The following is a 13,562-nucleotide window of genomic DNA, read 5'->3' as shown; positions in this document are numbered from 1 at the left end:
CCAGTGTGGAGTCCTGCCCGGAACCTGGTGCGACTCGGCATCCAGGTATCACCACGGCCGGGCTGGAACTGGAGTCACACATGTCCCGACGTCACCGCCTGCGTCTCGCTGTCCTGACCGCCGTCGCGGCCGGCACGATGCTCGCCCCGGTCTCCGCGGCTGTCGCCTCCGACCGGACCCCGGCGCCGTCCGCACCGGCGGCCCAACGGCCGACCACCGCCGACGAGACCGCCGACCGGAAGAGGGCCGAAGCCGCGAAGGCCACGGCCGCCAGGAGGGCCGAGGCGGCCAAGCGCGCCGCCATCGCAGACACCGCCCCGCGGGGCGGTGTCGCCGCGGGCGAGGCCCCGGCCGGAAACACCGGCATCACCACCCTCGTCGGCCCGGTCACCGGCGCGCTGCTGCTCGCGGGCGCCGGCACGTTCGTACTGCGGCGCCGCGCCGCCGAGCGACGCGACGGCTGACCCGGCACAAGCGTCGACCCGGCACAACGCTTGACCGGCCGGCCCCCGGCACAACGGTCGACCCGGCACAACGGTGGCGCCGCCCTTCGCCGGGCGGCGCCACCGCGTATTCACCCCGCCCTGCTCTTGGAGCACGCTGTGTCCCCTGCGCACCCTCCGTATCCGGTACGGCGCTTCGCTGCCCCGCCGGCCCTTCCCCGCCTGGCTGCCCGCTTCGCCCTCGTCGTACCCGCGGCCCTCATCCTGCTCACCGGCTGCTCGTCCGCCCCCGACCCAGCGGCCCCGGCCTCCCCTGCCGCCGTCGGAACCCTCCCGCCAGGCACACCTTCACCCGGCACCGCATCACCCGAAACCGCGTCGCCCGATACCGATACCCCCTCGCCCGGCGCCGCGGAGGCCGAGCGGCCCGGCGCTCCCTCCGAGGTCGCCATTCCCTCGATCGGGGTCACCAGTTCCCTGATGGAGCTGGGTCTCAACGCGGACGAGACCGTCGAGGTCCCACCGGCCGAGAAGGGCATGACCGCCGGCTGGTACACCGGAGGTTCCGTGCCCGGTGAGGCCGGTGCCGCCGTCATCATCGGCCACAACGACACCCGCTTCGGCAAGGCCGTCTTCCACGACCTCAAGAAGATCGCCAAGGGCGCGGAGATCACCGTCACCAACGACCGGGGAGAGTCGGCTCACTTCACCGTGACGGGCATCGAGAGCGTCAGCAAGGATTCCTTCCCCACCGAGAAGGTCTACGGCGCGACCGAGGATCCCACGCTGCGGCTGATCACCTGCGACGGAGACTTCGACGCCCAGGGGCACCCGGTGAACAACCTCATCGTCTACGCGGCGCTGGACTGAGGCCAAGCGGCGCTGGACCGAGGCCGACCAGGGCGGTCGGGTCGGTCAGGTCAGTCTGATGAGTGAGGCCAGCGAGTTCAGCGGGGCCAGCGAGGTCAGCGAGGTCAGTGAGACCGGGGCCGTTCAGTGGGAGCCGTCGTTCCGCGCGGCCGCGGCGCGGCGGAACTCGGCGTTGATGCGCTGAGCTTCTTCGAGCTGGTCCTCGAGGATGACGATGCGGCAAGCGGCCTCGACCGGGGTGCCCTGGTCGACGAGCTCCCGCGCACGGGCCGCGATGCGCAACTGATAGCGGGAGTAGCGGCGATGTCCGCCCTCGGAGCGGAGCGGGGTGATCAGACGCGCCTCTCCGATGGCGCGGAGGAAGCCGGGAGTGGTGCCGAGCAGTTCGGCGGCCCGGCCCATCGTGTAGGCGGGGTAGTCATCGTCGTCCAGTCGGCCGCCGAGCGAATCATCCGCTGTCATCTGCACCTCTTCTCGGGAACGCGTCGAGGGGCCCTGGTGCCGTACGGCACCAGGGCCCCGAAGGAAATTCAACACCATCTGTCGGCCCTAGTGCTGCGCCGACCTTCTGTTTCCGCGGCCTCGCCCTGGAGCAGGGCGGGAGTGCGGGGATCGCGAATGCGTGACCGGGAACCACCTTCCATTCCGGGGTCTTGCGGCATCCGGGCCGAATGTTCCTCGCCCGGACGATCCTGATGGCGTCCGATTCCTCCGTTGTTCCTCTGGATCGACAGGTTGCTCAACTGCTCCTGCGGTACTGCGTCTTGTGCACTGCTCTACTGCATCCTGCTTGTACTGCTTGTACTGCTTGTACTGCTGATTCTGCTGGTGTTGCTTGTCCTGCGAACTGCTGGTGGCCTGGGAAAACGCCACACCGTCCGGCAGCCGGCCCCGTCGCCCTTCCTGCGTGTGCTCCGGCTCTGGAACCCCACTGCCGAACCCCTTCAACCTCTCGGCGCGCGCGCCCGCGGCCCGGCGCCTTCACCGAGAGTCCCTCTGTCCCACCGCCCTGCTGGTCCTGCTGGTCCTGCTCGTACTGCTGGTACCACCCGTACTGCTGCCCGGCAGTTCGTCTCTGCCGGGCCCTTGAACCTTGGCTACGACAGAAACCATAGCCACGCGACCATCCAATGTCTACTCCGGCGAGAGTAGATTTTCTTGTTCTCGACGGTGAGGCAATCCGCCACGAACAGCACAGGCGTCGGTCCGTCGCCCCGATCCGGATCCTGGCCCCCTCACCCGCCCCCTCAACCGCCGGCCTCACCCCGCCCCGTCGCCCCCACCGCCGAAGCCGCCCGGGTGTACTGGTGAATACAATCGGCTCTCATGTCGAAACCTGACGAGCTGCTCGTCGACATCGCCGCCATGGTGGAGTCCGGGCAAAGCAATCAGATGTCCTTGACCGTGGTCACCGGTGGCACGGTCATCACCGGGCGGCTGGCCCCCGAAGCCGTGTGGAGGCAGCGCGTGTCGGAGGTCCTGACGGATTCGGCCCGGCTGGGCGAGTTCTCCGGTGTCTTCACGGCCTCCACGCGCAAGGAGGGGCCGCCCACCCATCTCCACTTCCACGTCGCCCGCATCCTTCAGGGCACGGTCGGGATCCCGGAGACGGGAGGGATGTACCGCGTCTCGATCGACGACGTCAGCGCCTGGACCATGGGCGATTTCAGCTACTCCGACCACTGAACGACCACCGTCACGACGGGAATCCGAGGACACGCGATGAGGGCCCGACCGGCGCGCGCCGGTCGGGCCCTCATCACTGTTCCGGTCCTGGTCCGGTGTCCGGTCCTGGCCCGGTGTTCGCGCGCGGTCGGAGGCCGGCCCGCGCCCGCCTTGGTCAGACGGCGGCGTGTCCGTGGTCGGACGGGCGGGCGCCCAGCATCGCGGAGGCCCTCTGGAGCGGGGTGACGGCGGGCGCGGGCGCGGCGGCCTCGGGAAGACCGCGGCAGGTGAAACCGAGGAGCGTCATGGCCCGGATGACTTCGCCCGCGCTGAAGTCGCGGCGGTCCTGGCGGGTGATGACCTGGCCCACCTGCTTGACGGGGTACTGGCGGCGGCCGATGATCACGGACTCGCCCACGACCGGCTCGGGCTTGACGGCCCTCATCGACTCAAGCACGCCGCTCTTGGTCAGATCGAACGGGAATCGGGCGATGACACAGCGCATGATGCCTCACAGGGAGAAGCAGGGGAGGAGAAGAGGGGCGGCCGTCCGTACCGGGGACGGGGAGCGGACCAGCGCGGGGGGTGATGACACCGAGGGTACGACCGTGTCCGTCGGGGACGGGCAGAGCCGGAGGCCATCGGCGTCGTATCGCCCGCCCGGCCCCCGCCCCCGCCTTTGCCACGGTCTTTGCCACGGTCTTTGCCACGGTCTTTGCCACGGTCCTGAACTCGGCCCAGGCCACGGCCTTGAGCTCGGCCCAGGCCACGGCCTTGAGCTCGGCCCAGGCCACGGTCTTGAACTGGGCCTAGGCCGCCGCGTCGAAGGCGGACCGGCGAGGCGCGCGCCCGCGCGCCGAACCGCTGCGGCCCCGGCCCCGGGAGGCCGTCGTGCCGCGCCTGGGGCGTGCGACCACCGGGGAGGTGATGACGACCGGGACGCCCGACGGGGTCCGGGCGCCGGTGATACGGCCCAGGACCTCTTCACCCGAGCGCACCTGGGTGGTCTGCGGGCGGATCCCGGCGTCCGCCATGAGGCGGACCATGTCGCGGCGCTGGTTCGGGGTGACCAGCGTGACGACACTGCCGGACTCGCCGGCCCGCGCGGTACGGCCACCGCGGTGGAGGTAGTCCTTGTGGTCGGTGGGCGGGTCCACATTGACGACGAGGTCCAGGTTGTCGACGTGGATGCCGCGCGCCGCCACGTTGGTGGCCACCAGCACGGTCACATGCCCGGTCTTGAACTGCGCCAGGGTCCGGGTGCGCTGCGGCTGGGACTTGCCACCGTGCAGGGCGGCTGCCCGTACACCGCTGTTCAACAGGTGCTCGGTCAGCCGGTCGACGGCGTGCTTGGTGTCGAGGAACATGATCACCCGGCCGTCGCGAGCGGCGATCTCGGTCGTCGTCCGCTGCTTGTCGGCGCCGTGGACGTGGAGTACGTGGTGTTCCATCCTGGTGACCGCGCCCGCGGACGGGTCGACGGAGTGGACGACCGGGTCGTTCAGATAGCGGCGCACCAGCAGATCGACATTGCGGTCCAGAGTGGCCGAGAACAGCATCCGCTGTCCGTCGGGGCGGACCTGGTCGAGGAGTTCGGTGACCTGGGGCATGAAGCCCATGTCGGTCATCTGGTCGGCCTCGTCGAGGACCGTGATGGCGACCCGGTCCAGCCGGCAGTCGCCGCGCTCGATGAGGTCCTTGAGCCGGCCCGGGGTCGCGACGACGACCTCGGCCCGTGCGCGCAGCGCGTTGGCCTGCTTGCCGATCGACATCCCGCCCACCACCGTGGCCAGCCGGAGCTTCACCGAGCGGGCGTACGGGGTGAGGGCGTCGGTGACCTGCTGGGCCAGTTCGCGCGTCGGTACGAGGACCAGAGCCAGGGGCTGACGCGGCTCGGCGCGCTGTCCGGCCGTACGGGCGAGGAGCGCGAGACCGAAGGCGAGCGTCTTGCCGGAGCCGGTCCGCCCGCGTCCGAGGACGTCCCGGCCCGCGAGGGTGTTCGGCAGGGTCGCGCCCTGGATCGGGAACGGTACGGTCATGCCTTCGGCGTTCAGCGCGGCCAGCAACTCCGCGGGCATGTCGAGATCGGCGAACGCCTCGACGGCGGGCAGCGCGGGGGTGACCGTCACGGGGAGGGCGAACTCCCCCTGCACCGCGGCGGGGCGGCGTCCGGAACCACCCGACCGGCCGGGGGCACCGGAGCGGCCCGGGGCACCTGAGCGGCTCGGGGCGCCGGAACGGGCCGGGGCACCGAAGCCGCTCGGCGCGCCGAAGCGGCCGCCGCCCTTTCCGGAGCCGGCGCCGCCCTTACGGGTGCGGGCGAAGCGGTCGTTCGTGCGTGTGCGGTTCATACGGAACCTTCCTCGATGCGGCACGTATCAAGGAATTCCCGCAGCGATGAGCGGCACAGGGAATTGCAAGAATGAGCCGAATGAAATGCGAAAACAAATCTGACCGGGAAGCAGGTGTTCGTTCGCGAGTCAGATACTGAAGAATGGCGCGGGGGAGACCACCCGAAAAGGGAAGCCGTCCGAATGCTCACAGGGAGTGCTCACAGGGAAAGGACTCCCCGGCGGAGCGGCGCCACCCTGAAATACACGCACAGCCGGGGCCCGCACCCCCAAGGATGCGGGCCCCGGCTGCGTAGTACGCGTCAGCGTCAGGCGGGAACGATGTTCTCGGCCGTCGGGCCCTTCTGGCCCTGTGCGATGTCGAAGGTCACCTTCTGGCCTTCGAGCAGCTCGCGGAAGCCCTGGGCGGCGATGTTCGAGTAGTGGGCGAACACGTCAGCGCCGCCGTCCTCCTGCTCGATGAAGCCGAAACCCTTTTCCGCGTTGAACCACTTCACGGTACCAGCAGCCATGTCACTATCTCCTTTGGGGCAGTTCGCCGAAACCCGCACTGTGCGGACTCCGCGTCGCCGCGATGATTGCCCCACCCGGAAAATGACCGGAAATACAAAAGCGCTCCCACCCGCATGGATGTACGGGTGAGGGCACTTGAAGTTTTGGGAACCACAACTGCAACTGAGATCGACAGTAGCACGATGAGATCGGTTCCGCATGGACGGTTATTTCGGTCCGCCCGTTGTGTGAGATACCCTCACTGCGCCTTGCGCTCATTTCTCATCCCGCGGTCACAGATATTGGCGCGCCCCGAACGAAGTGTTTCTACGAAGGCGCCGGGCCCGCGGGGGCCGCACTTCCCCTCGACCACCCCGGGCGAAACGAAGCCCCGGCCCGCCGGCCTGGAGCTCTCCTCGCGGATGTTCTCCTCGCAGATGTTGTCAAATGCCCGACACGGGACGGTTGGTCGGAGGACAATCACGGCGCATGGCCATCGACTATCGCAAGCGCCCCGGTGTCGACTACCGCAAGCCGCTCAAGGCGCCCGCCGCCGCCATCAGTCTGGAGAAGATCGCGGCTCGGGCTCCTGGGCTGGTCAGCCTCTACAAGACCGCCGCGGTCTCGTTGGCCAAGCACGATGTCGGTGGGCAGCGTGCCGCCGTGTATCTGGTCCTGGACCGTTCCGGGAGTATGCGCCCGTACTACCGCGACGGTTCCGTGCAGCACCTGGCGGAACGGACTCTCGCCCTGGCGGCCAACCTCGACGACGACGGAGTGGTGCCCGTCGTCTTCTTCTCCACGGGCATCGACGGGACCGCCGACATCAGCCTCGATGCCTACCGGGACCGGATCAACCCGCTGCACGAGTCCATGGGGCACATGGGGCGCACCAACTATCACGTCGCGATGCAGGCCGTCATCGACCACTACGAGTCCTGCGGAGCGGACGATCCGGCGTTCGTCGTCTTCCAGACCGACGGTTCCCCCACGTCCAGGGCCGCGGCGGAACATGTGCTGTGTACGGCGGCGAAGCTCCCGATTTTCTGGCAGTTCATCGGGTTCGGAAACGATGAGTTCCGCTTTCTGCGCAAGCTCGACGAGCTGCCGGTGCCGGGCCGACGCGTGGTCGACAACGCCGGGTTCTTCGCCGCTGGACCGTCACCGAAGGGTCTTTCCGACGGGGACCTCTACGACCAGTTGCTGAGGGAGTTTCCGCAGTGGCTCGCCGCCGCTCGCACCGTCGGCGTCGTCAAGGACCGGGGCTCCGTCTGATCGCCATGTCCCGGGACCGTACGCCCCCGGTGTGACACGCGCGGCGGTGTGCGTGCCTTCCGGTTGGGTCCGGGAGTGGGCCCACGGGCCCTGTCTCTGGGCCCGGGTCCCGTCCTAGGGTGCGCCCTTCGGGGGCAAGCCGCAGGCGGAAACCAAACGTTGGGTGATGCCCATGTCCGAGTACGGTCTCCACACGCACATCGGCACCCCCACGCAGCATGCCGGCGATCGGCACACACTGCCGCCCTTGCTCAATGTCGTACGCATCCTGCTGCACGTACTCTTCGCGTTCACGGTCGTGGGCGGGCTCGGACTGATCGGCTCGGCCATCTCCACCCGGCTGATGAGTCCCGGGCTCCTCGGCCTCGCGCTGTATGCCGCCGCGCCGGGGATCCTGGGCTGGTTACTGGTGTGGCGCATCCCCAGGGGCGGCAGGCGCGTCTGGGGCGGCCTGGTCGCCTTACAGATGTGGCTGATTCTCGGGGGCCTGTTCAATATCGCCGGCGGGTCGTGGCGGGGCCTCACCCAACTGCTGCTGCCGGTGCTGATCCTGGCGTTACTCACCCAGCCCGAGAGCCGTAAGTGGTTCGGGGTGCCGGTACGGACCGCGCGCCTTCGCGAGGCGTTCTCCCCGTTCTCCCTCTCCCGCGCCTTCTTCCGGCGCCGCGAACGAGGTCAGGCGGCCGTCGAGTACGTGGGGCTGATCGTGCTCGTCGCGTTGATCATCCTGGCCCTGGTGACCGGGGGCGTGTCCGGCCGCGTGGCCGACGGCCTCCAGACCACGGTCTGCAACATCGTCGACTCGTCCTGCGGGCCGGGCGGCGGCGGGACCGGTGGCGGAACGGGCGGCGGGACTGGCGGCACGACCGGCGGGGGCAACGGCGGCTCAACCGCCGGAGGCGGAGACAACGGCGGTGCCAGTGCCGGCGGTTCGTCCGGTGGCGACAGCGGGGGGAGCAGCGGCGGAGGCAGCGGCGGAACCGACGGAGGCGGAGACAACGGTGGCTCGTCCGGCGGTGCCAGTGGCGGCACTGACGGTGGCGGGGACAACGGGGGAACCGGCACCGGCGGTTCGACCGGCGGTGCCAGCTCGGGCGGTTCGTCCGGGGGCGACAGCGGTGGTACGGACGGTGGCGGGGACGACGGCGGGACCACCTCCGGTGGTTCGAGCGGCGGTTCCAGCTCCGGCGGGTCGACCGGAGGCAACACCGGGGGCGACAGCGGTGGTACCGACGGAGGCGGGGACAACGGGGGAACCAGCTCCGGTGGTTCGTCCGGTGGTGCCAGCTCGGGTGGTTCGTCCGGGGGCGACAGCGGTGGTACGGACGGTGGTACCGACGGCGGGTCGACGGGCGGTTCCAGTTCCGGCGGTTCGAGCGGCGGCTCCAGCACGGGTGGTTCGTCCGGGGGCAGCAGCGGCGGTACCGACGGCGGTTCGAGTGGCGGCTCCAGCTCGGGCGGTTCGAGCGGCGGCTCCAGTTCCGGCGGTTCCACCGGAGGCAGCAGCGGTGGCTCCAGCAACGGCGGTTCCAGCAATGGAGGAGCGTCGGGCGGCTCCAGCAACGGGGGCGCGTCCGGCGGGAGCAGCGGCGGCTCCGACGGCGGTCTGATCGGCGGCCTGCCTTCCGGTGGTTCCAGTTCTGGCGGTCTCCCCTCCGGCGGAGGTTCCAGCTCCGGTGGTCTGCCTTCCGGCGGAGGTTCCAGCTCCGGTGGTCTGCCTTCCGGTGGTGGTTCCAGTTCAGGTGGTCTGGCTTCCGGCGGGGGTTCCAGCTCCGGTGGCCTGCCCTCCGGCGGCGGTTCCAGCTCCGGCGGCTCCAGCAACGGAGGCTCTACCGGCGGCAACAGCGGTGGCTCCTCGGGCGGTTCCAGCTCCGGCGGTTCCAGCTCCGGTGGCCAGCCCTCGACGGAACCAGGACCACGCCCCACCGAGCTGCCGGAGCAGCCCGACGAACCCGAAGAACCCAAGCCCAAGCAGGACTGCAACAACAGCCCGAGTTCCCCGAAGACCGGCGGCACCATCTCGCTGTCGACGTCGATGGCGATGTCCTCCGGCTCCGCCGGACCCGCCGGACCCGCCGCCCTGGCGGCCGGCCCCGGCGACACCGCGGCGACCGTCGCGGCCGGGCTGGGCGGCGCGGCCGATGCCGCCCAGGCGATCGGCAGTGCCGTCGTCCCCGGCTACGGCACCTATCAAGAGGCCGAAGACGCCATGGAGGCGGCCTTCGGTGACTGCCCGAACCTGACGCGGCAGGACGACGACTTCGAGTCGGAGTACAACAGCAAGGGGCAGCGGAAGTCGCACCTCGACAAGGACGGCAACCTCGTCCCGGCGAACCCGGACGGCAAGGCGACCATCGTGGATCACATCGTGGGCCGCGACCCCGCCAAGTCGGACAGCCCGTACACGTCACTGAGCCGGGCAGGCGCCGCGGCCAAGGACTTCGGGTCCAACAGCATCCAGATCGACCTCCCCCGGCTGAAGGCGGACATCGCGTCGGGCAAGGTCAAGGATGTCGAGATCATCTCGCCCGAACAGGTGCAGGACGCCATTCAGCAGGACGCGAACCGGATCGCGGGCCGTCCCGTCGACCTCACTCTTCCGCCGAACGCCACTCCCGCCCAAATTCAGGCCCAGGCAAAGAAGCTGGGGCTGAACAGGAAGGACACGGCGAAGATCGTCCAGCGGATGAAGGACATGAGGAACACGACCCGGGACGAAGAGTGGCTGATCAAGGGCGTCGTGCCGCACGACTACATCAGCCGGCCGGGAGCCGGGAAGCCGATCGGGGGATGATGGGAGCCGTGGGGACGTCAAGGAAGGGGGGCCGGCGGTGAGTCGGTTCGACCAGTTGCTCGGCACTGATTTCGACGATCAGCCGACGTCCGACACGGACGAGGTCATCTACGGAGGCCTCGACCACCCGGGACACCGGGAACGGGTTCCCGGGCTCGTCGCGATCATGGACGACTCCTCGGCGCCTGACCGGGAGCGCTTCCTCGCCTGTCTGGCCCTGACGACCTGGGGGGAGCCGGCCGGGTACCGAGCGGTGGTCCGGGCGGCCGAGTCCGGCAGGCTCACCCCTTGGTACGACATCCTCATCGACCGGAAATTCTCGGTGGACAGCACCTTCGCCCAACTCGCGGTGGCCCTGGGCGACAGCAGGGAGATGGCGGAGGAGAAGGGAACGCTCGCGCAGCGGGATGCGGCGTTCCGGGCAGTGGTGAGGATCGCCGACACCGAGTACTTCGAGGACCAGCTCGGCGATCTCATGGACGAACCGACGGTGCGTGCACTGCTCCCGGACATCACGGAGACCGTGGACAGAGGAGTCGGTTCCCTGGCCGGGACCGCGGGGGCCGCCGGGACCGCCGGGGCCGGGGCGCGTCCCGCGTTCGACCTCGCCACCCAGCTCGTCGATCTGGCGGGCGCGGTCGCGCTCGTCGACGGCTCCCTCGCCGCGAGGCTCGCCATGCGTGTCCTGGATGTCGCGCCGTCCCCGCGGGCGATGGTGCACGCCGTCACCGTTCTGCACCGCTCCACATCGCCGGAGGCACGGCAACTGGGCGAGTACATGATCGCCGTCGGCGACGAACGCGTACGCGGGATGGCGATGGACGCACTGCACACCCCCTGACGGCCGCCCCACACCGCCTGACCGTCGCCCCACACCGTCGGCCACACTGCCGACCCACACCGCCGGCCCACACCGGCACGGCGGTAGGTCCGAGTACCGCTACGACCAAACGGGCCCGGCCCTGTCCGCCGTCCGCCGCCGTACATCCCCGGGCGCGCGGCGGTGGCCGGGAGCCGGGCGGCGGGGGCGGTGGGCTTCGTCGGCTGTTCACCCGGACGCCGTTCTGTGCTCGCCCACAGGTGGGACGATCTTGCTCCGTCACTCTCGTGCAACGGAGAAACGATGCCCCCGAAGAGAACCTACGCCGCGCTCGTAGCCATAGCTGTCGCCGCCGGCACGCTGGCCGGGACGGGCGCGGCGAGCGCACACCAGGAGTCGCGGCGGCCCGTCGCCTTCGACCGCACCGCCACCTACCCGGTCTTCCAGAACCGGCCGGCCGGCGAGGACCCGGCCTCCCCGACCGTCGCCGAGATCTCGGCGGTCAGCGAGGACGGCCGGACCCTGGTCTACACCGACGCGGCGGCCCGGCGGATCGGCTTCCTCGACATCAGCAGCCCCGATCGTCCGCGAGGGCTCGGGACCCTGTCGCTGACCGAACTCGGCGACGCCGAGGACGAGCCGACCTCGGTGGCCGTGGTCGGCCGGTACGTCCTGGTGGTGGTGAACACCAGCGCCAGCAACGCCGAACCGTCCGGCCGGCTCGACATCATCTCGCTGCGCGACCGCCGGCGGGTGGCGAGCCATGACCTCGGTGGCCAGCCCGACTCCATCGCGATCAGCAAGGACAAGCGGTACGCCGCCATCGCGATCGAGAACGAGCGCGACGAGGAGGCGACCCCGCCCGGAGGCGAGGAGGGCGACCTGCCCCAGCTTCCGGCCGGCTCCGTGCGGATTGTCGACCTCAAGGGTGACGCACCGGGCCGGTGGCGTACCCGGGCCGTACCGCTGACCCTGCCGGACGGCAGGGCGCTGCCCGCCCTCGTCGCCGCCGGGATCACCGAGCCGACCGACCCGGAGCCGGAGTACGTCTCCATCAACAGCCGCGACCAGCTCGTGGTGACCCTCCAGGAGAACAACGGCGTCGTCCTGCTGGATCTGCCGACGGGCAGGATCACCAAGGCCTTCAGCGCCGGTACGGCGTCGGTCGACGGCATCGACACGGTCGAGGACGGCACGATCGACCTGACCGGCTCGATCACCGACGTACCGCGCGAGCCCGACTCGGTCGGCTGGATCGACGACCGCTATCTGGCGACCGCCAACGAGGGCGACTGGCGCGGCGGCACCCGGGGCTGGTCCGTCTTCGACAGCCGGACCGGCAAGGTCGTCTGGGACGCGGGCAACACCTTCGAGGCGCTCGCCGTGCGCCACGGGCTGCACAACGAGGACCGGGCCGAGAACAAGGGCACCGAGCCGGAAGGCCTGGCGATCGCCGAGTTCGACGGTGTGCGCTACGCCTTCGTCGGCTCGGAGCGGAGCAACTTCGTCGCCGTCTACGACCTGAGCCGGCCGACCGCCCCGGTCTTCCGCCAGGTGCTCGCCACCACCAACGGCCCCGAGGGGCTGCTGCCGATCCCGTCACGCGATCTGCTCGCGGTCTCCAGCGAGGAGGACGACGCCTCGGCCAATGTGCGGGCCTCGGTGAGCCTCTTCCGCCTGGGCAGGGACACCCCCGCGTTCCCGAGCGTCGTCTCGGCCGCGGACTCCACCGGCGCGCCGATCGGCTGGGGCGCGCTGGGCGCGCTCTCCGCCGTACCCGGCAGGCCGCACGAGCTGTACAGCGTCACCGACGCGGCGTACTCCACCACCAGGATCCTGACCATCGACGCGGCACGGCAGCCGGCTGTCGTCAAGCGGTCGTTGACCGTCAAGGGAGCCGACGGCCGGCCGGCCGGCTACGACGCCGAGGGCATTCACGCCCGGCCGCAGGGCGGCTTCTGGCTCGCCGTGGAGGGCGCGACCGGTACGGACAACAAGCTGGTCCTGCTCGACGGCGCCGGGTACACCCGGCAGGTCGTCCCCCTGCCCGCGGATGTCGCCGCGGGCCTCGGGGGGCAGGGCTTCGAGGGGGTCACCGCGACCACCGACCGCGGCGGTCGCGAGGTGGTCTGGGCCACGCTGCAACGTGAGGTGAGGACCGACCCGGCCGGGATCGTCCGGCTCGGCCGGTACGACGTCGCGGCCGGCACCTGGAGCTGGTACGGCTACCGGCTCGGCAGCACCACCACCCCGGGCGACTGGATCGGCCTCTCCGAGATCACCGTGGTCGGTGACAAGCTCGCCGTCATCGAGCGGGACAAGCTGAACGGCCCGGCCGCCAAGCTCAAGCGGGTGTACACGGTCGACCTGCCGAAGTCCGCAGCGCCGGCGGGCGCGCTGCCCGTGCTGCCGAAGAAGCTCGCCCACGACGTGCTGCCCGATCTGCGCGCGACGAACGGCTGGACCCAGGAGAAGCTCGAAGGGCTGACCGTGGCCGGCGACGGTGAGGTCTACGCCGTGACCGACAACGACGGCCTGGACAACGCCACCGGGGAGACGGCCTTCCTGCACCTCGGCTCCAGCAGGAAGATCTTCGGGCGCCGCTGATCCACCGCTTCGCGCGCGGCGCTCATGGGCGCCGGCGCGGACGACGGAATCCCGAACGGCCGCCGGCGATTCGCCGGTGGCCGTTCGTGCAACGGCCGTTCGTGCAACGGCCGTTCGTGCAACGGCCGTTCGCACAACGCCGATCAGATCCGGGCCGGACTGATCAGAGGCGACACCTCGGTGACGGCCTCGTGCTCGGTGAAGGCCCGGTGTTCGATGACAGCCTGGTGTTCGGTGACGGCCTG

11 protein-coding genes are annotated in these 13,562 nt (G+C 70.3%); 7 read left to right on the top strand and 4 right to left on the bottom strand.

What is annotated here, in order from left to right:
• Window positions 1–80 precede the first annotated feature (80 nt).
• Window positions 81–464 carry a hypothetical protein gene (locus ACFYYH_RS23925; protein WP_388554549.1) on the top strand — a complete coding sequence of 128 codons (384 nt, stop codon included), beginning with the start codon at window positions 81–83 and terminating at the stop codon, window positions 462–464.
• A 138-nt stretch (window positions 465–602) separates the two neighbouring features.
• Window positions 603–1,313 (top strand): class F sortase, encoded by a 711-nt coding sequence (locus tag ACFYYH_RS23920; protein WP_388554546.1) that lies wholly within the window; start codon window positions 603–605, stop codon window positions 1,311–1,313.
• A gap of 123 nt (window positions 1,314–1,436) precedes the next feature.
• Here ACFYYH_RS23920 and ACFYYH_RS23915 read toward each other — a convergent pair whose 3' ends face one another.
• The gene (locus ACFYYH_RS23915; RefSeq protein WP_388554543.1) at window positions 1,437–1,775 is read right to left on the bottom strand and encodes a MerR family transcriptional regulator; all 339 of its coding nucleotides are present in this window, start codon (window positions 1,773–1,775) and stop codon (window positions 1,437–1,439) included.
• 864 nt (window positions 1,776–2,639) lie between these two features.
• Here ACFYYH_RS23915 and ACFYYH_RS23910 point away from each other — a divergent pair.
• Window positions 2,640–2,999 carry a hypothetical protein gene (locus ACFYYH_RS23910; RefSeq protein ID WP_388554540.1) on the top strand — a complete coding sequence of 120 codons (360 nt, stop codon included), beginning with the start codon at window positions 2,640–2,642 and terminating at the stop codon, window positions 2,997–2,999.
• A gap of 154 nt (window positions 3,000–3,153) precedes the next feature.
• On the opposite strand, the gene ACFYYH_RS23905 is transcribed toward ACFYYH_RS23910, so the two are convergent.
• The 3 genes from ACFYYH_RS23905 to ACFYYH_RS23895 all read right to left on the bottom strand — a co-directional run bounded on the left by ACFYYH_RS23905 (window position 3,154) and on the right by ACFYYH_RS23895 (window position 5,841).
• The gene (locus tag ACFYYH_RS23905) at window positions 3,154–3,483 is read right to left on the bottom strand and encodes an SCO5918 family protein (RefSeq protein ID WP_388554537.1); all 330 of its coding nucleotides are present in this window, start codon (window positions 3,481–3,483) and stop codon (window positions 3,154–3,156) included.
• A gap of 304 nt (window positions 3,484–3,787) precedes the next feature.
• Window positions 3,788–5,329 carry a DEAD/DEAH box helicase gene (locus ACFYYH_RS23900; RefSeq protein ID WP_388554535.1) on the bottom strand — a complete coding sequence of 514 codons (1,542 nt, stop codon included), beginning with the start codon at window positions 5,327–5,329 and terminating at the stop codon, window positions 3,788–3,790.
• 308 nt (window positions 5,330–5,637) lie between these two features.
• Entirely contained in the window at window positions 5,638–5,841 is a 204-nt protein-coding gene (locus tag ACFYYH_RS23895; RefSeq protein WP_388554532.1) for a cold-shock protein, read from the bottom strand.
• A 469-nt stretch (window positions 5,842–6,310) separates the two neighbouring features.
• Here ACFYYH_RS23895 and ACFYYH_RS23890 point away from each other — a divergent pair, with 469 nt between their 5' ends.
• From ACFYYH_RS23890 to ACFYYH_RS23875, 4 genes are all read left to right on the top strand, one after another.
• Window positions 6,311–7,096 (top strand): vWA domain-containing protein, encoded by a 786-nt coding sequence (locus tag ACFYYH_RS23890; protein WP_388554529.1) that lies wholly within the window; start codon window positions 6,311–6,313, stop codon window positions 7,094–7,096.
• A 172-nt stretch (window positions 7,097–7,268) separates the two neighbouring features.
• Entirely contained in the window at window positions 7,269–9,890 is a 2,622-nt protein-coding gene (locus ACFYYH_RS23885) for a Flp family type IVb pilin (RefSeq protein ID WP_388554526.1), read from the top strand.
• A 37-nt stretch (window positions 9,891–9,927) separates the two neighbouring features.
• A complete protein-coding gene (locus tag ACFYYH_RS23880; protein ID WP_388554523.1) occupies window positions 9,928–10,731 on the top strand; it encodes a hypothetical protein in 804 nt (267 codons plus the stop codon).
• 282 nt (window positions 10,732–11,013) lie between these two features.
• Complete coding sequence (locus ACFYYH_RS23875) at window positions 11,014–13,317, top strand: esterase-like activity of phytase family protein (RefSeq protein WP_388554520.1); 2,304 nt, start codon at window positions 11,014–11,016, stop codon at window positions 13,315–13,317.
• The last annotated feature ends 245 nt before the right edge of the window (window positions 13,318–13,562 follow it).

Source organism: Streptomyces sp. NPDC002018, assembly GCF_042890865.1.
GTDB lineage: Bacteria > Actinomycetota > Actinomycetes > Streptomycetales > Streptomycetaceae > Streptomyces.
The sequence above is the reverse complement of the archived record's forward strand: the minus strand, read 5'-3'. Positions and strand labels throughout refer to the sequence as shown.